17 protein-coding genes and 1 pseudogene are annotated in these 19792 nt (G+C 55.8%); 6 read left to right on the top strand and 12 right to left on the bottom strand.

Annotated elements, in window-relative coordinates; translation table 11 throughout:
* Positions 1-67: 67 nt before the first annotated feature.
* Genes JL015_RS24545 through JL015_RS24535 form a run of 3 tightly spaced genes read right to left on the bottom strand, consistent with a single transcriptional unit; the run spans position 68 to position 3279 of the window.
* Complete coding sequence (locus JL015_RS24545) at positions 68-1141, bottom strand: methyltransferase (protein ID WP_201020312.1); 1074 nt, start codon at positions 1139-1141, stop codon at positions 68-70.
* A gap of 36 nt (positions 1142-1177) precedes the next feature.
* Positions 1178-2335 carry a beta-ketoacyl-ACP synthase III gene (locus JL015_RS24540; RefSeq protein WP_201020311.1) on the bottom strand — a complete coding sequence of 386 codons (1158 nt, stop codon included), beginning with the start codon at positions 2333-2335 and terminating at the stop codon, positions 1178-1180.
* Positions 2332-3279, bottom strand: coding sequence for a dialkylrecorsinol condensing enzyme (locus JL015_RS24535; RefSeq protein WP_201020310.1), 948 nt, complete (start codon positions 3277-3279; stop codon positions 2332-2334). The genes JL015_RS24540 and JL015_RS24535 overlap by 4 nt, the downstream gene beginning before the upstream one ends.
* Before the next feature lie 550 nt (positions 3280-3829).
* Here JL015_RS24535 and JL015_RS24530 point away from each other — a divergent pair.
* The 4 genes and pseudogenes from JL015_RS24530 to tauD form a co-directional block, all read left to right on the top strand.
* A pseudogene (locus JL015_RS24530) lies at positions 3830-4009 on the top strand (response regulator); the annotation flags it as partial.
* Between the two features lie 50 nt (positions 4010-4059).
* The gene (locus JL015_RS27980; protein ID WP_307726277.1) at positions 4060-4305 is read left to right on the top strand and encodes a topoisomerase DNA-binding C4 zinc finger domain-containing protein; all 246 of its coding nucleotides are present in this window, start codon (positions 4060-4062) and stop codon (positions 4303-4305) included.
* A 533-nt stretch (positions 4306-4838) separates the two neighbouring features.
* A complete protein-coding gene (gene tauA / locus JL015_RS24520) occupies positions 4839-5822 on the top strand; it encodes a taurine ABC transporter substrate-binding protein (protein ID WP_201020322.1) in 984 nt (327 codons plus the stop codon).
* Positions 5823-5837: 15 nt separating this feature from the next.
* Entirely contained in the window at positions 5838-6677 is an 840-nt protein-coding gene (gene tauD / locus JL015_RS24515; protein WP_201020308.1) for a taurine dioxygenase, read from the top strand.
* Positions 6678-6938: 261 nt separating this feature from the next.
* On the opposite strand, the gene JL015_RS24510 is transcribed toward tauD, so the two are convergent.
* The 5 genes from JL015_RS24510 to JL015_RS24490 all read right to left on the bottom strand — a co-directional run bounded on the left by JL015_RS24510 (position 6939) and on the right by JL015_RS24490 (position 13335).
* The gene (locus JL015_RS24510) at positions 6939-7526 is read right to left on the bottom strand and encodes a hypothetical protein (protein ID WP_201020307.1); all 588 of its coding nucleotides are present in this window, start codon (positions 7524-7526) and stop codon (positions 6939-6941) included.
* On the bottom strand, positions 7507-7923 hold the full coding sequence (locus JL015_RS24505) for a hypothetical protein (RefSeq protein ID WP_201020306.1): 417 nt from the start codon (positions 7921-7923) through the stop codon (positions 7507-7509). Before JL015_RS24505 ends, JL015_RS24510 begins: the two co-directional genes overlap by 20 nt.
* A 386-nt stretch (positions 7924-8309) precedes the next feature.
* The gene (locus JL015_RS24500; RefSeq protein ID WP_201020305.1) at positions 8310-10760 is read right to left on the bottom strand and encodes a membrane-bound PQQ-dependent dehydrogenase, glucose/quinate/shikimate family; all 2451 of its coding nucleotides are present in this window, start codon (positions 10758-10760) and stop codon (positions 8310-8312) included.
* 237 nt (positions 10761-10997) lie between these two features.
* Positions 10998-12083, bottom strand: a complete 1086-nt coding sequence (locus JL015_RS24495; protein ID WP_201006824.1) for an SMP-30/gluconolactonase/LRE family protein — start codon at positions 12081-12083, stop codon at positions 10998-11000.
* Positions 12084-12243: 160 nt separating this feature from the next.
* The gene (locus JL015_RS24490) at positions 12244-13335 is read right to left on the bottom strand and encodes an alpha/beta hydrolase (RefSeq protein WP_201006844.1); all 1092 of its coding nucleotides are present in this window, start codon (positions 13333-13335) and stop codon (positions 12244-12246) included.
* Positions 13336-13480: 145 nt separating this feature from the next.
* Between JL015_RS24490 and JL015_RS24485 the strand changes: the two genes are divergently transcribed.
* Positions 13481-14374: a LysR family transcriptional regulator gene (locus JL015_RS24485; RefSeq protein WP_201006822.1), complete on the top strand. Its 894-nt coding sequence runs from the start codon at positions 13481-13483 to the stop codon at positions 14372-14374.
* A 120-nt stretch (positions 14375-14494) separates the two neighbouring features.
* Here JL015_RS24485 and JL015_RS24480 read toward each other — a convergent pair whose 3' ends face one another.
* The gene (locus JL015_RS24480) at positions 14495-15511 is read right to left on the bottom strand and encodes a zinc-dependent alcohol dehydrogenase family protein (protein WP_201020304.1); all 1017 of its coding nucleotides are present in this window, start codon (positions 15509-15511) and stop codon (positions 14495-14497) included.
* Between the two features lie 87 nt (positions 15512-15598).
* Between JL015_RS24480 and JL015_RS24475 the strand changes: the two genes are divergently transcribed.
* A complete protein-coding gene (locus JL015_RS24475; RefSeq protein WP_201020303.1) occupies positions 15599-16504 on the top strand; it encodes a LysR family transcriptional regulator in 906 nt (301 codons plus the stop codon).
* Between the two features lie 69 nt (positions 16505-16573).
* On the opposite strand, the gene JL015_RS24470 is transcribed toward JL015_RS24475, so the two are convergent.
* Genes JL015_RS24470 through JL015_RS24460 form a run of 3 tightly spaced genes read right to left on the bottom strand, consistent with a single transcriptional unit; the run spans position 16574 to position 19769 of the window.
* Positions 16574-17920 carry an LLM class flavin-dependent oxidoreductase gene (locus JL015_RS24470; protein ID WP_201020302.1) on the bottom strand — a complete coding sequence of 449 codons (1347 nt, stop codon included), beginning with the start codon at positions 17918-17920 and terminating at the stop codon, positions 16574-16576.
* Between the two features lie 42 nt (positions 17921-17962).
* Positions 17963-18655 (bottom strand): peroxiredoxin-like family protein, encoded by a 693-nt coding sequence (locus JL015_RS24465; RefSeq protein WP_201020301.1) that lies wholly within the window; start codon positions 18653-18655, stop codon positions 17963-17965.
* Positions 18656-18680: 25 nt separating this feature from the next.
* Entirely contained in the window at positions 18681-19769 is a 1089-nt protein-coding gene (locus JL015_RS24460) for an alkene reductase (RefSeq protein WP_201020300.1), read from the bottom strand.
* Positions 19770-19792 lie beyond the last annotated feature (23 nt).

Here is a 19792-nt window from a genome sequence, read left to right as displayed (position 1 = left end):
TATCGGATAGGTGTAAACCTATTTCAGGACTAGACATGTTTGACCAAAGTTACTCACTTTAATTTTTCTATTGCTTTTCCGTCTGAGATGTTCTGGATGGTTTTGCCTGAATGATCGAAAAGGGTGTAGTAGTTTCACTGATATCTTCAATCGTGAAGCCAGCGCGCTCAAGCAGTTGATTGAACTCCTCTGTGGTACGTTCTTTTCCGTTGCCAAAGAGCAGCATTTCAATATCACAGAGTTGAGTAAATGGTGATTTTTTAGCCGGATCAATGATTTGCTCTACGATAAAAAGCTGCCCATCCTGCGGTAACGCCTGTCGACTATTTTCAAGGATCGTCAGAGCATCTTGATCCCCCCAATCATGCATGATGAACTTCATCACATGCGTATCTGCATGAGTAGATAGTCTGGCGAAAAATGAGCCTTCAACTAGTTTGCAGCGATCCTGAAAGATGAAGTCTTGCAGATACGGAGTGTATCGAGCCTGTTTGAGAGCTTCGGGCAGGTCGAGCAGGCAGCCTTTCAGGTGAGGGTGTTGCGATAGAATCTCCGCAAGAAATATGCCTCTTCCGCCGCCGATATCGATGACTGATCTCGCGTCTGAAAGCTTCATGTGTTCAACTATCTTCGGCCCCCAGAGTAAAGATAGGCTGTCCATTGCACTGTCAAACAATGCCCTGTCATCAGGTGTACCCTGCAAATATTCAAATAGCGGCATTCCCATGATGTGGTCGAAGGCTGGTTTGTCCATACTTAGCCTTTCGAGTAAATGCCCCCATGTTTTTGTGTGCCAGTCCTGAGCGCAGAACAGCGCAAACGGACGAAGCGAGTTGCTGCTGGCACTGAGCAGGCTACCCATTTCCGTCAGTTCAATATGATTTTCGGCGCATCCGCTGATAAGTCCAATAGCCTCGATTGTATCCAGTAAGCGACGTAATTGCTTTTCTTTGACACCTACCCCACATGCCAGGTTTTCTGTGCGGTGAATGCCACTTTGTATTTTGTCGATTAATCCTGATCGGGTCGTGGCATATACGGCGTGAGAAACCCAGGCTCCGGTGATCAAGCTCAATAGTTGTGTTTCGGGTGATGGCTGCTCAGGTGTTGGCAGTGCGCTTTTTTGTGAATGCTTGTTCATGTAAAAGCTCTGATAAAAAGAGGTTGTGTACGCCAGTTATTGATAAATGGCTGTCATTTTCATAAACCCCGTTGAAAACCTTCCGCTTTCAGGTACGAAACACAAAATACCGTCGCCATGATTCAGCTTTTCGCTGCTAATAAGGTCTGCAAGCATGAAGTAAATGGCTGCGGCTCCTATATTTCCGACACGCTCCAGATTTGTATACCAGCGTTCATTGGGTATTTCAAAGTCTATGGATTGCAAGGCGTCGTATATCCGTTGGCGAAAAAAGTTGGATGAGTAGTGGGGTAGAAACCAGTCGACTGCCTTCGGTTTCAGCTCTCTTTTTTCAAGAATATCCTTAAGTCCCTTGGTAACAGTGATATTCACAACATGCTCATTGAGAAGTTTGACGTCCTGCTTTATTGCGAATACGGAGTGTTCCCCAAGTTCTTTGTATGAATTGAATTCTCGCCATCCGGTGAGTGTTCCCTTTGTGTTTTTTATCGCGCCAGCGTACATGCAGGCCGGCAGCAAGTTGGCATAGGAAAGTATCTCGATCCAGTCGATCTTCAGAGAAATAGCGCTTGGATTTGGCTTATCGCTCAAGAGCATCGCACCTGCCCCATCCGATAGCATCCAGCGGAGAAAGTCTTTTTCAAAAGCGATTTCAGGCTGTGATTCAAATTCGTGAATGGCTGATTCGGATTCTTCCGTGAAATGTTTTCCCTGCATGAATGTGGAGGCTAGCTCGGAGCCAGTTGCAATAGCCTGATGCCTCAAGCCTGCAAGAATCGACACGTATCCATATTTGATAGGAGACAGTCCAGACAGACAGACTCCGCTGAATGACGCCAGCTCGCAGGGCGGGCAAGCAAGCTCTCCATGGACCATCGAGGCGTGACTGGGGAAAATCTGGTCTGGACTGCTGGTGCCACAACAGAGTAATTCCAAGGGAGGCAGCACAGGGTTTTCAATCCAGAGATTGCGAACTGCCTCGGCAGTGAGTTGTGCGTTGTTATGGGTAGGTCGATGAGTTGCCCGGTCAATGGCGTAATGACGGTTTAGGATTCCGTTACTGCTCAGGATTTTTTGCCGTACGCGTGATTTTTTTCCTGCTACAGTACCAAGAATATTTTCCATTTCATCGTTCGAGACAGGGGCACCAGGCAAAAAAGTAGCAACCCGGTTGATATAAACTGATGGGGTCATGATTGTTCCCTCATGCGAAAGTCGCTGGACCCAGAAGGCTCCTCAAAATAACGACATTGCTTTTCAAGTACGTGCCCGCGCATTGGTTTTATAAATGTCCTCAATCCCATCATTACTGGAATGACGGTGGCCACCATACAGATCATGAAAATTCCGTACACGAAGGCAGCAAGTTTTCTGTGAGGATGTCCTTGAGGGCCTATTGTTAGAAACAGTTTCCCCCAGAGCAGAAAGCTACGGCGAGCAATTTTTTCGCTATGGATGAGTCGTGGATCAACGCTGACGGCTTTCAGACCTTTCAATAATGGAAAGTTTTGTTCCGTGCGACCGTTTACTATTTCAGGAAGAAGAGCCCTGCCAAATCTTTGTGCGGATAGAATATCTTCGTCCGTCAAGCCTGCCCGTGGAAAGAATCCCCAAAAGGCTTCACGATTTCCAGTGAACATCCAGCGGGGTGTTGTTACAAGCGTTTTTAGAGGGCTTCCCCTATCGGTGAGCACAACATTGTCCAGAAGTCGGGCATTGGCTTGAATTAATAGGTTTTTTACTTGTTCCTGTGCTTGTATCCACATGTTTCTGCATGTGATAATTGTTATAACTGCTGTGTTACGAAGAATGATTTTCCCTTTTGCAGACTTTAAAAATGCTGTAATGGGAGGGCTGGGTGACAAGAACCAGACGGTGTATGCAATAATAACAAGGTCATACCTTTTTTTTATATCAATCTTGGAAGGGCGCATGCGCGATGGATATAAGTGAACTGCTTCTGGGAACTGGTCGAAGAACTCGACAAATGGCCAAGGGAATGGATAGGGTCTGAGAGGGGTAAGCTCCTCGAACTCTACGAGCACGCGATTGTCTTCAATCAGGGCGCGAACAAATGAATCCGCTACACGTTTCAATTGTCCTGTTTGTGAAAAATAGACCACTAGTATACGTTTCATGGCTATTGACCTGCAGCGTTTTTAGTGAGATTTCCTGCAGCTAAAGGATAATAACTAAAAGAATGCTGTGTGATGTCGAGCGTAGTATGCTCTGATATGAAAATTGATTTTAGATTGTCAATGAAATATTGGGTAAGTTTAAGAGGGATCGGATAGTCGTCAAGTTTTTCGACCTTCGATTTTGTTCTTTGGTAACTGCCTCAGGGATGTGATCGGTTATTTCCTCGTTTTTCAGTGATACGCTTCCGGGGCGCGGGTCTTTATGCCACGATCGAGTCATCCTGTTAACCACGATCTTTGAAGGTGTGATTTTTTCAAAATCCCCGACCTTGTTAACGATGCCTTAATCGAACTCCCTCAAAGTGCAGCTACTTGACGCTGCAAGCCTGCCGCCCTTGAGCGCCAGCAAGCGCGTGAAAATCTGGCCAAGGCTCAGGAAAAGACTGAAAAGAATCAGGCGCCACAAGTGCTTCCAAGCCAAATACTAAACCTCAAGAGACGGATGAAAAGCCTGGCAGTTGAACCATAGGCATTTTGCTACGCCAGTGGCATCGTCGCCGGCTTGAACGCCCAGGGTCTTAACGTCGACCGTGTGGCTTCGGCATCCGCCGCTTATGCCCTGCTGGATGTCGCGCAGTTCGATGTGATGATTCTTGATCTGGGCTTGCCTGATGAAGACGGGATTAGTTTGTTGCGGCGTTTGCGGCTTATGGGGCAGGCGATACCGGTATTCAAGACCGTGCTATCGCACAATACGATTGTGCTGCGTTGGGGGTTAGCGTGCCTGTACCAACTGCAATCACCATTGATATTCCCAAAAGAACGCAGATACAGCCCAGCAGAGCTAATCCAACACCGATACCCCCACGTTCGTCGGTGTCGACTACCACGCGCTCATCTGCAACGAACGCTTGTCCGAGCTGCGGCGCTTCCATGGTGCGTCGTACCGCACGCAAGGGGAAGTATGCAGGGCGTCAGTTCTGGGGGTGCTCCAAATTTCCTGTCTGTAAAGGGACAAGGAGCTAATGCTTAGCTCAACAGTCAGCTCTTGTCGGTGGCAATTGGATCAGTGCTATTCATCAACATTGGGTAGGCGAAGAACGTAGAGAAAAAATGGCTTTGGCGAGCTCAAAGGACGTGCCAGGATACCGCCGCGTTAAATTACGAGGTGTGTTTTGCGGTATCTGGAAAACTGATGCGCACGGTGAGAGCAGCCAATGCGGTAAGCAACGTGATTCACAGGCTTGTCACGCCAAAAAAGTAGTCTGAAATTTTGTCCATCGAAATCGTAAATTTTACAGAAGCCCCCTGAAATCAGCTTACGAGAGCTCCTGCTCTGCGTGATGTTGCGAGGGCACTGGCCGCCACGTTCCCTCCGATGCTCCCCCAAGCAACCGCCGCAGCTCTGGCCCAAGGCTATTGCTGGCCGCTCTAAGCTAAGCGTTAAATGTTATTGGTTTTATATTTTTTATAGCCATAAATTCTTTCTCCTCTAATGCTGTGGTAGCGCTCAGGCGCCTGGCATAAACCGCAGCAGTGCCATTTGCGAGGAATCGACCCTGAAACGCACCATCAAAGCCCTGCTGCTAGCTGTCGCTGCCGCAACCGCCGTCCAGGCGCATTGCGCCGATATCGTAATTGGCTACCAGACCGGTGTGGACCCGTCCAAGGTCGCCCAGGCCGACGGTGCCTACGAAAAAGCCATTGGCCAGAAGCTCGACTGGCGTCGTTTCAATGCAGGTCCGGAAGTGGTGACCGCACTGGCCTCCGGTGATGTGCAGATCGGCAATCTGGGTTCCAGCCCTCTGGCAGCGGCCGCCTCGCGCAAACTGCCGTTGGTGACCTTTCTGGTGGCGGCGCAGATCAACTCCGCCGAGGCGCTGGTGGTGCGCAACAGCAGCGGCATCGAAAAACCCGAGCAATTGATCGGCAAGACCATTGCTACGCCGTTCGTATCCACCTCCCATTACAGTCTGCTCGGTGCCCTGAAGCACTGGAAGATCGATCCCACCAAGGTGAAGATCGTCAATCTCAATCCCGCCGAAATCAATGCAGCCTGGAAGCGTGGCGATATCGACGGTGCCTTTGTCTGGTCGCCGGCTCTGGGTGAGATCAAGCGTGACGGCAAGGTTCTGACCGACGCTGCTGAAGTGGGCAAGTGGGGCGCCCCGACTTTTGAAGTCTGGGTCGCCCGCAAGGATTTCGCTGAAAAGCATCCTGAAGTGCTGGCCAGGTTCGCGGGTGTGACCCTGAGCGCCTTCGCTGACTATCAGGCCAATGCCGCCAAGTGGACCGCTGACTCAGAACAAGCCAGGAAGATCGCCAGGCTGGTCGGTGCCAACGCTGCCGACGTTCCCGAACTGTTGGCCGGTTCCGTGTACCCGAACGCCCAGCAACAGCTCAGCGCCGACCTGCTCGGTGGTGGCACTGCCAAGGATATCGCCGCTACCGCGGAATTCCTCAAGGAGCAGAAACGCATTCCCGCCGTGTTGCCGGACTACTCGGAGTACGTGAGCACCGAGTACGTACGCCAGGCCCAGTGATATAGAGAAACACCTATGACCATCGTATTTGAACGTATCGGCCAGGCTCTTGGCGCGCGCGTGAGCGGTGTCGACCTGAGTCGCCCGCTGAGTGCAGAAAGCTACGCCACTTTGCGCCAGGGGCTGATGGAGCATCAGGTGCTGTTCATGCGTGATCAGTTGCTGACGCCACGCCAGCAGCGGGACGCAGCAGCTCTGTTCGGTGATCTGCATATACACCCCATCTATCCGAAGATCGAAGACCAGCCGGAAATCCTCTTGCTGGATACTGACCTCAACGACCTGCGCGACAACGCTCTGTGGCATTCAGACGTGTCCTTCATCCAGTCGCCACCCATGGGTTCGCTGCTCAGCGCACGGCATGTTCCTCCCCACGGTGGAGATACCTTGTGGGCCAGTTGCTCGGCTGCTTACGAGGGATTGTCCGCCAGGATTCGTCATTTGCTCGATGGCCTGACCGCCGTGCATGACCTGACCCTTTCGTTTCCTCTGGAACGCTTCGGCAATACGCCCGACGCATTGGAAAAATGGAACGCCGCTCGGGCTGCCAATCCGCCTGTGACGCATCCCGTAGTGCGCGTGCACCCGGAAACAGGTCGCAAAGGGCTGTTTGTCAGCGAATCCTTCACCACCCGGATTCTCGAGCTGGAGCCCGACGAAAGTGATGCACTGCTGAAGATGCTGTTCAAGCAGATCGCCAAACCGGAATTCAGCGTTCGCTGGCAATGGCGCCAGGGCGACCTGGCCTTCTGGGACAACCGCCTGACGCAGCACTACGCCTGCGACGACTACCGACCGCAAAGGCGCATCATGCACCGCGCGACGATTCTCGGGGATCGACCGTTCGGGCCCTGATGATTTGGTCGGACGCTACCGTTTGTGCGTTTTTCTGGTTCCGTGAAAGCGTCAGGCGGGAGCAGCCCCTGGCTTTGGTATGTTGTACACCCGTACTTCTTGAGCGGGGCTATCGAGCATGGTTCTGCTGATCTTGATTTTATAGCCTTCGCGATTCAACTGTTTCACCTCGAAGGCTGTCCATTGGGCCATATTTGAAAGTGTTCCAGATGGTCCGGACAAGGCTACTTGTGCCTCGAACTTGCCAGCTTTGCGGATAGTTCAAACGACAGCTATACGGAAAGTTGCTTCGTCCATCCCCCCCAGAGGGAGTGTTGACGAGGAGGGGGGGCCGGGTACGGTTTTTTCGTCGGTCCAGACCGTATTGTCTGTCATGTCGAGTGCTGCGGCCTTGGGTAGCACCAGGTCGACTTCCGGCAGCCATGTTGCAGCACTCCAGGGCACTATCTTTGGTTTCCCTTTGCTGAAAGCTACTGCTCGCTTTGATGCAAAGTCGTACTGTGACGCCGGAGCAGTGGCTTGTATGGTCGAGTAATCTCCCCAGAGGTCAGGAGAGAGCAGGGCGCCGGTGCGGTACTTGGGACCAAGCGCTGGATAGCGTTCCGGGACATCGGATCTCAACAGGGAGATGAGGCTGGTGACATCCTGGGCAGCTACCTGATCGCTGATATAACGTTGCAGCAGGTTATAGATACGCCGTAGAACGCCAATATGCCGGTTGAACTCTTGTCTGGCCACGTTTTCAGTTTGCAGTTTGAGTTTTTCTGCCGGTGTGGTTGGGGCTGCTGCTCCGTGAGGTACCAGGGTTCGGAACTCTAATGAGTCAAACTCATTGCCGGGGGTCTTCAACCCGGTGTTCGGACAGCGGCCCACTCACAATGTTGAAAGGATTCCACGCAACTTTGCGCAGTACGGCCTGTGGGCTGGGGTTTCCTTTTGCAAAGGTTGCGGGAAGATCGCGTGCCGGATCCTTTCCGGCCCAGACGGTCAGGGCTTTTATAAGCTCCATATCGTCACAGTCGACAGCTATTTCCCAGGCATTAATGAGTAAGCTGTGCGGTATGACATGGTGACGGGTGAGCTTCATCTGCTCTGCGTCCAGGCCAGCCTGAAACCCGGTAGCGGGGGTGGGATTACCAAAAATGGTGATCGGGTCAGGCTTGGTGGATCGCTTATCGAAATCCTTTCGATCAAGACTGTTCTTCCATTCGCTTGCAATCACCAACCCAAGTTTAGGTTTAGGCATTCACTTCCAACTCCGTATGGCCGATGGTAGCCGACTGAAGCCGTTAAGATGGCAAGTACTGCCGCGAGTGTCCATTTGAATTAAAACCACGATCCTTGGGCGGTGGTGTTCTTTTTAAAGCTCCTGACACTGTTGACGGTGCCTTGATCGGGCTTCCTCAAAGTGCAGTTACTTGATAGCGTCGACGCATCCCCCGCACCCTGTTGTCTATTGGCTTTATACGAATTTCGTTTCCCGCTCCGGATTCACACAAACGCCACTCAAGAGTGGCGTTTGTGTTTGTGCGTTTTTTCGCGCCAATTATGGGCATGCAGGGCTCCAATGAATTCTGTAAGCAGTTGAAAACAAGGTGGCCAGCCATTGCATTGCCGATTTGCACGAACTCCTCATTCCCGCACTGCTGGTAATGCAAAAGCGACCAGCTTCGTTCCCGGTCGTGTACCGTAAGCAGGCCTGCCGCCTTCGGCGACCACCACGAACTGCCTGCCGCTGGCTGGACTGCGATAGGTCATCGGCGTGGCGTTGGCGCTGGTGGCGAGGCGGGTATTCCAGAGTTCCTGCCCGGTCGCGGCATCCAATGCACGGAAGGTGTGCTCAGCGGCCCCGCCAATGAACACAAGCCCTCCTCGAGTGGTCACGGCGCCGCCGGCAGTCGGTGTGCCTATTGTGATAGGCAACATTGTCTTTACACCCAACTTCAGCGGACCTATGTCGCGCCCGGTGCCTAATGGCTTGGACCAGATGGTTTTGCCGCTCATCAGGTCGACGCCCGCTATCAGGCCCCATGGTGGGGCTGTACATGGGCTGCCAAGAGGAGAAAGGAACTGAGTTCTGTATGCACCATAAGGAGTGCCAAGCATCGGTTGGTCGGTCTGGCCACCCGCATCGAGGCCCGGAGCGATCTTGAAGTTGCGACGAGTTGACTCTTCGCGCGTGATCAGTTCGAGTCTGTCGGGTACCTGTGTCCAGTTGACGATCATGATGCCGCGATCAGCGTCCAGCGATATGCCATTCCAGTTGACGCCACCCATGGAGCCTGGCGCGATCACGATGGTCTTGTCGAGCGTGACAGGGGTAAACATACCCTCGTAGCGCGAGCGCTTGAACTCTATGCGGCAGATCAACTGATCCAGCGGCGTTATGCCCCACATGTCTTTTTCTTGCAGTTCTGGCTCGCGGAAGGCTGGCAGGTCGCTGGACTCAGGTTGGGTCGGGGCCAACCGCTCTCCCTCTGCGATGCCACCCTGCGGCACAGGCAATTCGCGAACTGTCTTGATCGGATTCCCTGTCTCGCGGTCGAGCACAAAGATTTCGCCACGCTTGGTCGGCTGGATCAGTGCCGGGCGAATGCCCTGCGGTGTAGGAAGGTTGGCCAGGGTTGGTTGTGACGCGACATCGTAGTCCCAGATATCGTGGTGGGTAGTCTGGAACCGCCAGCGCATACGCCCTGTCTCGGCGTCGAGTGCGACGACAGCACTGCCGATATCGTCATCAAACGGACGTCGCATGCCGCCGTAAGCATCAGGCGTTGCTCCGCCCATCGGCATGTAGACAAGGCCGAGTTCTTCGTCGGCACTTATGGGCGCCCAGCTATTGGGCAGAGATGGTGTATAGAACTCGCCCTCAGGTGGCGCGCCGATGCGCTCCGGTACGCCAGCATCAAAGGCCCAGGCCAATTCGCCGGTTACTGCGTCGAATGCGCGGATTACTCCCGAGGGGCCGCCCCAGTACTGGCCGTCAGGGATACCGCCACCTACCACCACCTTGCCGCGAATCACCTGCGGTGCCGAGCTGACGTAGAAAAGGCCGTGGGGATAGGGTTCGATGCCCTGTTGGAGATCCACCAAGCCATTATTTCCGAAGGCAGGACAAAGTTCGCCAGTATGTGCATCAATGGCCGCCAGGGTAGGGTTGTGGCTGGGCGCAAAGATGCGCTCGGCGCACATGCTGCCCTTTTGAGCGTCCGGCACCTTGTAATAGGCAACGCCACGGCATGGCTTGCCTGACGGTTCCTGCCCATCGGAGACGTTGCGCCGCCAGCGCACTTCTCCGGTCTCGGCGTCGAAGGCATGCACGCCGTTATTGCCGTCACATGCGTATAGCGTGTCACCGACCATGATGGGCGTCGTCTGCAGCGCGTTCATCTCCCCAGGCACCGTCGCTGTCATCTCTGCCTCCCAGACCTTGGTCAGACCGGATACGTTGGAGGTGTTGATCTGGTCGAGTGGACTGAAGCGCGTGCCGCCCTGGTCGTTGCCATAGGCTTGCCAGTCGTCGCGAACAATCGTAGCCATAGCTTGTGGCAGTGGTCCCGGTGCTTGCGCCTGTATACCGCGCCGCAACGAGGGGACTTCGGTGTTTTCACCCAGGCTATGGGCAACGCTGCCCGCAACCGCTGCTGCGACCAGACTACCAGCGAAAGTGGCCCTGCCTGATACTCGCCACGGCGACGGTAGCAGCCTGATCGAGGGCAGCAGCAATAATATGGCTAGGCCGAAGGGGGCGATCAACCGGGGTGCGAGCTGCCAGCCGGAGAAACCGACTTCCCAGAGGCTCCATGCCACTGTCCAGACGAGTGTCGCACCATAGATCCATACACCGCGCCCGTCGCCGCGCCAGAGCAAGACGCTGCTGAGAATGTAAGCCAGACCCGTGATCAGGTAATAAAGAGAACCGCCATTTGCGGCCAGGATCACACCACCGACCGCGAGTGGCAGGCCGAAGGCAAGCAGGATAAGCGCAGTGATCCGCAGAGGCCAAGGTCGATGCGCCTGCGGGGCAGGGCTTTCAACGGTTATGCCCCCTGGGGGCCGCGTCGCATTGTCAGATGAGTTCATAGGCAGTTCTCCCGGTGGATGGTAAGGGGGTCGTAAGTGTCAGCAGTACCGTAGCGTCGCTATTGAGTTCTTCGACTCGCCGATACGTAGCGGTAAGCAGTTCTCCGATATCGGGGCCATGTCGGAGAGGGTATTTCTGATGAAGCAGGAACTGTGCATGTGGCTGAGCAGGGTCTTCGCCGTGGCATGGCCGAGGCCGTCGGCTGCGCTGGTGACGAATTACGTGATCGGCGATGTTCAGTCAGATGAAGAGGGCGGCAGCCCTTTGTTGAACGCCTTGGTGTGAAAAATCGTTGCGCCTTGGCCTTTGTCGTTGTCGCTGGTCACGACGTACAAGTCGTTTTTGTCCGGGTGGATGGCGAGGCTGGTAGATGCCAGGTTGTGGCCGCTATCGCGCCCAGGCAGTAACACTTGTCCAATAGGGATGCCATTGCGGTTGAAGGCCATCACGCGGCCTTGTCCGTAGATCGCCACGTACACATTGCCGTCGGCATCGGCGCGCATCGAGTCTGGTGCCGGGCCAGTGAAGTGGTAGGCGATGGCCGAACCGATCGGCGCAATGGTAGTGGCGTCTGTAAGTTTGATGCGGTGCAGCAGATTCCGGCCAAACTCCGTTGCCCATAGCGTTTTGCCGTCGGGGCTAAGCTCCAGGCCGTTGGCCATCGACAGGTTGGGTAGTACCGGAGTGATAGTGGTCAAGTCGGGAGCGGTGTAGTAGACGCCACCCGTTGGCTCGGTCGAGTTGCCCTTGAAATCGGTGAAGTAGAAGCCTCCGTGCGTATCAAACCTCAGGTCATTGGGCATATATCCCGCCTCTGGCGGTATGATCGGCTGCTGCTTCAGGCCGTCCTGGTTCACCGCTATTATCGCGCCGCGGTTATTGGGAATATCCAGTGCCGCGATAAACAGGCGCCCGTCAGGGTGCAAGGCCAGGCCGCCCGGCGAGAGTGCATCTAGTGTAACGACGGTGGACAACTGCCTGTCTGGCGTCAGGCGCAAAACACGGCGTCCACTGACATCGCAGAACAGCAGGTTGCCGTTGTGGTCGAAGATTGCGCCTTCGAGTATCCGGCCCTCGTCCGAGACTTTGAACCATGGCTCGGCCAGCGCGCTCTGCAAAGCACGCTCGGCTGGTGGCACTGGCACCACGCTGCGCGTCTGCTCGTCGTAGGCCAGCCCTGTAACGTTTCCTTGCCGGGCTGAAGACTCAGATATGAAACCCGCGCCCATGATCAGGCAGGTAACGAAAAGAACCGTTCGAGTCTTGATGCCCGGACGGCCGTAATACTGACCGACCGGCGAACAGGTAAATGCTGAGATCATGACAAGATCCTTGTCAGGGTTGATCGAGCACGAAAGCAACGATGTTGTTGCTGAATGTCGTCGTCTGCAGGGCAGGGCCAGCAGATTCAGTAGGGGAAAGCCCCGCTGAGCTGAGGGAGTGATGTACCTGCTGACGACGAAGCGTTCACATGGGTTTCGCTCACTTGAGGTTTGAGACGAAGAACTCGGCTATTTTGTCAAACGGAATCTTGTCTACCTGGTCGTACAGATCAACGTGATTGGCTCCCTTGATGATCACAAGCTCCTTCGGCTGCTCGGCTGCCGCATAGGCTGTCTCGGCGAAGTAACGCGAATGAGCGTTTTCACCGTGGATGAACAGGATGGGGCGCGGCGAAATCTCCTTTATGTATGTCAGGATCGGCATGTTCATGAACGACAGTGGCGTGGTGACCGTCCAGGCGTTGCCAGAGTTGACAGCTCGCGCGTGGTAGCCGCGTGGTGTCATGTAATAGCTGGCGTAATCGACCATAAACTGAGCTTCGCCACCTTTCAGCTTGTTGTAGGCAGGCTGATAGGCCGGCTTCCCGTTCGCTGCGTCATCCCAGCGCTGCCGGCTCAGTTGCTCCAGAGCCTGCGTGCGTTGCTTGGCGGTCACGCTGTCGTTGTAGCCCTTGGACATGACTCGGGTCATGTCATACATGGTGCTGGCGACGACGGCTTTGACACGCTTGTCTACTGCCACGGCATTGAGTGCCATGCCGCCCCAGCCGCAGATACCGATGACACCAATGCGTTCGCGATCGACGTAGCCTTGCAGTCCGATGAAGTCCACTGCGGCACTGAAGTCTTCGGTATTGATATCCGGTGAGGCGACGTTGCGCGGCTCACCCCCACTTTCCCCTGTATACGAGGGATCAAAGGCCAATGTTACGAATCCACGTTCTGCCATGGTTTGTGCATACAGGCCCGATGACTGCTCCTTTACCGCGCCGAATGGGCCGCTAATGACAATCGCCGGCAATTTCCTGCCGGTGCGATTTTTCGGCAAGTACAGATCGGCCGCCAGGGTAATGCCGTAGCGGTTCTTGAAGGTGACTTTCTGGTGATCGACCTTGCCGCTCCTGGCAAAGACCTTGTCCCATTCCTGAGTCAGTTGCAGGCCGCTGGTATCGCGTGTGCCGGATGTTGTTGCTGCCTGAACCGTCTGTTCACCCAGAATGGCCGTCAGGGCAATGAACATCGAACTCTGTAGAAAGCCTTTGAGGGAAACACGTGGCTTTTTGGGGGGCATAGGCAGGGCGGATACGTTCATGGTTTTTCCGGCAGATGGTTGAGGTCGCTGTCATCGTCGCGCATGTGCAGGGGTGTGACTAGCTAATGAATACTTAAAGGGGCTATAAGTATTGCTAATCAATCCTTCGTGTGAGACTTGCCCAATGATCAGACGTAACCTCAATGATCTCCTCTACTTTGTTATGGTTGCGCGTGAGGGCAGCTTTACTCGCGCGGCTTCGCTTCTGGGGGTAAGCCAGTCGGCATTGAGCCAGGCCATCAGTGGTCTTGAAGTGCGGCTGGATATTCGCTTGCTCACACGCACGACGCGCAGTGTCTCGCCTACCGCTGCTGGCGAGCGCCTGCTCCACTCAATCGGGCACCGGTTTGATGAGATCGAATCCGAGTTGAATGAACTGTCGGACTTGCGTGACAAGCCCGCTGGCACGGTTCGTATCACGTGTGGCGAACATATCTTGCGTACAACACTATTGCCCAAGATCACGGCGTTACTGCATGAGTACCCTGATATCGAGGTTGAATTCGACGTCAACTATGGATTCCGAGACATTGTCGCCGATCGCTATGACGCGGGCGTACGTCTGGGGGATACCATTGACAAGGACATGATCGCCGTACCGATCGGACCGCCTTTACGCATGGCTGTTGTGGCGTCGCCGGGATACTTTGATCGCAATTCGATCCCCGGGACGCCCAGTGACCTGATCAAGCACAACTGCATAAATCAGCGCCTGCAGACGGCAGGCGGTCTTTATGTATGGGGATTCGCTCGTCGAGGACGGGCATTGAATGTCAGGGTAGGCGGGCAACTGACCTTCAATACCTCGCCGGGCATGGTAGATGCTGCGCTGGCGGGCCTGGGTATCGCATTTCTACCTGAGCAAGAGTTTGCTCCGTATCTCGAACAAGGTGATCTGGTACGGGTGCTGGACGACTGGTGTCCTTCTTTTCCTGGCTATTACCTGTATTACCCCAGTCGCCGACAACCGTCACATGCATTCTCGTTGGTGGTCAACGCTCTTCGAGTGCTTCGCTGACGGTAGCCAGTGCCAATGTCGAACAGGCTGTTTCCCGGGCAGGGTCTGGCAACCGTTCAGGCGATTGTTCAGCGTTGCGGTTGCACGATTGACTTCCGTAGCACCAACCTCTGTCAGCAATCAGTTTCGTATGACTACTTTCCCGAAGATATCGCGGGTAACCAGGCGTTCAATCCCCAGTTTTGCATCGTCGAAATCCCAAGTGCTGTCGATGATGGGGTGGATGTCATGTTGCGTGATGAACCGTATAAGGTCATCAAGGTCATTGCGGCTGCCAATGGCAATTGGCTGGTAACGTGCCTGGCTCATGAACAGGGTCATGAACTCGACACCACCCTGCAAGCCGGACAGGGCACCTACCAGTGTGACCTGGCCGCCCACAGCGATTGATTTTGCGGACTGCTCCAGCGTACCGGCTCCGCCGACTTCCACGATGCGGTCTGCTCCGTTGCCGTCAGTCAGCATCCGAACCTGTTGCGACCATTCTGGCTGGGCCTTGTAATTGATGGTTTCGTCGGCGCCGAGTGCCTTCAGGCGTTCTGCCTTGGCGTCACTTGAGGTTGTCGCGATTACCCGTGCGCCCAGCGCCTTGGCTATCTGAATGGCAAATAGCGAAACTCCGCCGGTGCCCTGGGTCAACACCGTGTCGCCCGGTTTTATGCCCTTGAGTGCTACCCAGGCGGTAACGCCCGCGCAGGGCAAAGTCGCGGCTTCTTCAAAGCTCAGGCTGTCGGTGATGTGGGTCAGGTACTCTGCGTCTATCGCACGGTAGTCGGTCAGCCAGCCGTCCAAATCAATGTTGTAGTGGAGGTGCTTGCCGGTATAAGGCCCGTCGATCCGGTCCGGGAAGAATGAATTGGTGACGCGATCTGCGACGCTGAATCGCGTCACGTCGGGCGCGACGGCCACGATCTCGCCAGCTCCGTCCGAGACAGGGATTCGGCCTGCAGGTGCGGGCAAGAAATAATGGCCATCCAGAATGATGACATCCCGATAGTTAAGTGAAGAAGCTCGAACCCGGACAAGCACTTCACCCGGGCCTGGTGTGGGGATCGGAGCTTCGCCGCGCTTCAAGGCATCGGCACTGCCGATTTTGTCGAAGGTAAAGGCACGGGATTTATTGGCTTCAGAGCTCATGAGCTTTCCTGGTGAAGGGGTAGGAAAGCTATCTTTGTCTATTGGGGTATGCTTGAGAAGCCAGCTTCAGCTGATCATACTGTGTAGATGAACTACACAATAAAGCGTGGCGATCTGGATGGCGTGGTGGTTTTCCTGGCTGTCGCCGAGGAGAGAGGATTTCGGGCGGCTGCGCGTCGTCTCGGTATTACTCCATCTGCAGTCAGCCAGGCGATCCGCGCCTTTGAGGACCGTGTGGGTGCCGCCTTGTTGCTGCGCACAACACGAAGCGTCGGCTTGACCGAGGCGGGCGAGCGGTTGCTGCTTCAAGTCGGTCCTGCTGCTCAACAAGTGCTTCAAGGTATAGAGTCCGCTCGCAGCCTGGGTAACTCCGTGACCGGCTTGCTGCGAGTCAGTGTGCCCAAGGCGAGCGTGCTCATGCTGACCGAGCGCTTTCTGACAGAGTTTCTGCAGGCGCATCCTGGTGTTCAGGTCGAATTCATTGGTGATGACCGAATGGTCGATATTGTCGCTGAAGGCTGTGATGCCGGTGTGCGGCCCAGGAGTTTTGTACAGGCAGATATGGTCGCAGTTCCCATTACCGCCGAAGAGCCACAAGTGGTTGTGGGTTCACCTGCCTTGTTTGCGCGCTATGGGCGACCCTCATCACCGGATGAAATCGGGAAAATACCCTGCATCGTTTTTCGTCAGGCCAGCACTCTGCTTGATGAGTGGGTTTTCAACGTCGGTGCAGAGAGGCGTGTCATTCCCGTCAGCGGGCCTTTGATACTTGACGACATAGCGGCCTGCATACATGCGGCGGAACAAGGTGTCGGTCTGTTCAAATTGCCGCGCTCCCTCGTAGCTCGCAACATTCACGCGGGAACACTTGAAGTCATTCTCGATGCTTACTCCATAGCATTCCCGGGCCTGGCACTGTACTTCCCCAGTCGGCGAACGGTTTTACCGAAGTTGCGGGTTTTTATTGATTACCTGCTTTCCAAATCCATTTAGCCTTCTTTGCCTCAAAATGACGCCCGGGCCTTTTGAACCCGGGCATCGACAAGAATCACTCTCAATGCCTTACGCCGGTTCTGCCACCGCCGAAACCTGCTCAACCTGTTGGGTATAACGATTCTGCGGCACATCAATGCCCAGATGGCCGCGCAGGGTGCTGGTTTCGTATTCGCTGCGGAACAATCCGCGTTCGCGCAGGATCGGCAGTACTTCGTCGGTAAACCTGGCGAAGCTGGCCGGTGCGCCGACGTGGATATTGAAGCCGTCCACGGCGCCTTCGTTGAACCAGCGTTCTATCTCGTTGGCGACGGTCAGTGCTGAGCCTGCGAACCCGGTAAATGGACGGGCAAAACGAAGAGCGGTTTCGCGCAGGGTCAGGCCTTTTTCCCTGGCGACTCGCTTGATCTTCTCCGCATGGCCGCGATAGCCGTTGCTGCCCAGTTCGCCCAGCTCGGGGAACGGTGCGTCTAGGTCGTACTGGCTGAAGTCGTGGTAGTTGAACGGGCGGCCCAGTTGCACCAGTGCCTTGTTCAGATCTAGCTCGCCTTCGCGTTCCAGCAGAATCGCCTGAGCCTGTTCATCGGTGTCGGCAATGATCGGCGTAATGCCGGGGAACAGCAGCACCTGCGCCGGATCACGGCCTGCCGCTGCTGCACGGTGCTTGATATCGGCGTAGTACTCCCGGGCGTCCTCGAAGTTATCGACGCCGGCAAAGATGCCTTCGGCGATTTCCGCTGCCAGCTTGCGCCCGGACTCGGAAACCCCGGCCTGAAAGATCACCGGCTGGCCCTGTGGCGAGCGGGAAATGTTCAGCGGCCCGGTGACCGAAAAGAACTCGCCACGGTGGTCCAGTCGGTGTTGCTTGCTGGGGTCGAGAAAGCGCTTGCTGGCCTTGTCGCGAGGGAAGGCGTCATCTTCATAGGAGTCCCATAACCCTTGAACCACCGCGACATGCTCGCTGGCCCGACGATAACGCTCGGTGTGGTCGATGTGCTGTTCGCGACCGAAGTTGCCGGCCGCGCCTTCAAGCCCTGTAGTGACCACGTTCCAGCCAGCACGACCGTGGCTGATCTGATCCAGCGAGGCGAACTGCCGGGCCACGTTGAATGGCTCGGTATAGGAGGTGGTCAGGGTCGCGACCAGTCCGATCTTGTCGGTGGCACCGGCGAGCGCTGAGAGCAGTGTCAGCGGTTCCAGGCGGTTGAGAAAGTGCGGTGCCGAGTCCGGGGTGATGTAGGGGCTGTCGACGATGAATACGAAGTCGAAATGCGCAGCCTCGGCCGCTCGGGCCTGCTGTTTGTACCAGTCGATATCGATGCTGGCATTGCCGGGAATATCCGGGTGCAACCATTCCTGCTGGTCAGTACCGACGCCGGTCAGAATGGCGCCAAAGTGCAGTTGGCGTTTGCTCATGGGTTCAAGTCCTTTCGATGGAATAGGGGGGATTCGTGGCTGTCATGCCCGTGCCTGTCGAGCCGGTTGGCTGTCGGCATCCAGTACCGCGTCCACGGCATCGATGATGACTTGCGCCTCGCTTCGCACCAGCCAGTCTGGGCTGACCTCGGCGAAGTGGACGCTGTGGTCATGGCCAATCACTACCACGGTCGGTTGTGGCAGCTCCCAGGTTCCGGTGCCGGTGATTGCGCCGATTCCCTGGCCTTTGGCCAGAGAGGCCTGGCGCGATGCTTCGTCGAAGCTGTAGAGAATGCCCAGGCGCTGCCCCAACTGGTTGTCCTTGTCGCTGGCCACTTGCAGGCTCAATTGGTGTTTGTCCTTGATCTCCACCAGACGCTCCGGCACCTGAGGGCTGACCGCCACCAACGGCACGCCGCGCTGGCGCAGTGCCGGCTGCAGATTGCGCTCGTAGTAAGGGATGGCAATGTTGCAGGCAGGGCAACCGGCAAAGCGGAAGAACACCAAGACTGCCGGGCCGTCAGCCACCAGTTGATCGAGGGTGAGCGTGCCGCCTTCGACCTTGAGCAGTTCAAAGGGCGCGACGCTGTCGCCAGCCTTGACGAAGGTGTCCGGTCGCGCTTCATCGAGCAGGCGCTGGCGCTGGTCGATATTGACCTTCAGGGCTTCGGGAGCCCAGGTTCGCACGCGCTCGGCATGCAGTTCGGCCAAAAGATGGTTGAGGGATTTGCTCATGACAGGCTCCTGTTAACGATGAGAGTCAGCTGGCAACTGCTGCGCTGCGGGTTTCAAGAAAGGGGTAATCGATGTAGCCCTGATCGCCACCGCTGTAGAAGCTGGCTTCATCCGGCGTGTTGAGCGGTGCGCCCTGGCGAAAGCGCTCAACCAGATCCGGGTTGGCGATAAACAGACGGCCAAAGGAGACGAAGTCGGCCCGGCCTTGCTCCAGTGCCTGGCGTGCGCTGTCGCGGTCGAACTCACCCGCGAGGATCAGCGGGCCTTTGAATAGCTCGCGCAGGCGTGGTGCCAGCCTACGGGCTTCAGGTGTCGAATCCGGCTCGATCAGATGCAGATAGACAATCCCGCGAGTTTGCAACTCAAGGGCTACATAGCTGTATAGGGCGAGCGGATCAGTGTCTCGGATGCCGTCGTACTCGGCATTGGGCGAAATACGCACCCCAACGCGGTCTGGCCCCAGTTCTTCGATGGCAGCATCGACGATCTCCAGCAGGAAGCGCGCCCGGTTCTCCACGCTACCGCCGTAATCATCGTCGCGCTGGTTGGCGCCATTACGCAAAAACTGATCGATCAGGTAGCCGTTGGCGGCGTGAATCTCCACTCCGTCGAAACCGGCCCGTGCGGAGTTGCGGACGGCGCTGCGGAAGTCCTCGACACGCTTCGGAATCTCTTCGCGGTCCAGCGCCCTCGGAACCGGGAAAGGTTGAGGGCCATCAGGCGTCTGTAGTTCACCCTTGGCGGCAATTGCCGAAGGGGCAATGGGCTGGGCATTGCCTGGCAGGCGAGAAGGGTGTGCCTTGCGCCCAAGATGGAACAATTGCTGGAAAATTCGTCCGCCTTCGGCATGCACGGCAGCGGTGACGGGCTTCCAGGCTTCTACCTGAGCGTCGTCGTGGATCGCCGAGCAACCGGGACGGCTGACGCTTTCGGCAGATACATGGGTGGCCTCGGAAATGATCAGCCCTGCACTGGCACGCTGGCGATAGTACGTCACGACTCGTGGCAGCGGCTGGCGGTTGTGCTCATCGGCGCGAGCGCGACCGAGAGGTGCCATGATCACGCGATTGGCCAAGGTCAGGTTGCCGAGAGAGGCGCTCTGGAAAAGACTCATGGGTGCTTCCTCAATAGGGTATC

The sequence above is a fragment of the Pseudomonas cichorii genome (assembly GCF_015471405.1).
GTDB classification, from domain to species: Bacteria; Pseudomonadota; Gammaproteobacteria; order Pseudomonadales; family Pseudomonadaceae; genus Aquipseudomonas; species Aquipseudomonas serbiensis.
The sequence above is the reverse complement of the archived record's forward strand: the minus strand, read 5'-3'. Positions and strand labels throughout refer to the sequence as shown.

Coding starts and splice junctions, on each gene's coding strand:
- JL015_RS24505 (WP_201020306.1), bottom strand. CDS start 7,923: ATGCCTAAACCTAAACTTGGGTTGGTGATTGCAAGCGAATGGAAGAAC.
- JL015_RS24475 (WP_201020303.1), top strand. CDS start 15,599: ATGAACTACACAATAAAGCGTGGCGATCTGGATGGCGTGGTGGTTTTC.
- JL015_RS24460 (WP_201020300.1), bottom strand. CDS start 19,769: ATGAGTCTTTTCCAGAGCGCCTCTCTCGGCAACCTGACCTTGGCCAAT.
- tauD (WP_201020308.1), top strand. CDS start 5,838: ATGACCATCGTATTTGAACGTATCGGCCAGGCTCTTGGCGCGCGCGTG.
- JL015_RS24485 (WP_201006822.1), top strand. CDS start 13,481: ATGATCAGACGTAACCTCAATGATCTCCTCTACTTTGTTATGGTTGCG.
- JL015_RS24470 (WP_201020302.1), bottom strand. CDS start 17,920: ATGAGCAAACGCCAACTGCACTTTGGCGCCATTCTGACCGGCGTCGGT.
- JL015_RS24465 (WP_201020301.1), bottom strand. CDS start 18,655: ATGAGCAAATCCCTCAACCATCTTTTGGCCGAACTGCATGCCGAGCGC.
- JL015_RS24480 (WP_201020304.1), bottom strand. CDS start 15,511: ATGAGCTCTGAAGCCAATAAATCCCGTGCCTTTACCTTCGACAAAATC.
- JL015_RS24500 (WP_201020305.1), bottom strand. CDS start 10,760: ATGAACTCATCTGACAATGCGACGCGGCCCCCAGGGGGCATAACCGTT.
- JL015_RS24540 (WP_201020311.1), bottom strand. CDS start 2,335: ATGACCCCATCAGTTTATATCAACCGGGTTGCTACTTTTTTGCCTGGT.
- JL015_RS24495 (WP_201006824.1), bottom strand. CDS start 12,083: ATGATCTCAGCATTTACCTGTTCGCCGGTCGGTCAGTATTACGGCCGT.
- JL015_RS24490 (WP_201006844.1), bottom strand. CDS start 13,335: ATGCCCCCCAAAAAGCCACGTGTTTCCCTCAAAGGCTTTCTACAGAGT.
- JL015_RS24545 (WP_201020312.1), bottom strand. CDS start 1,141: ATGAACAAGCATTCACAAAAAAGCGCACTGCCAACACCTGAGCAGCCA.
- JL015_RS24535 (WP_201020310.1), bottom strand. CDS start 3,279: ATGAAACGTATACTAGTGGTCTATTTTTCACAAACAGGACAATTGAAA.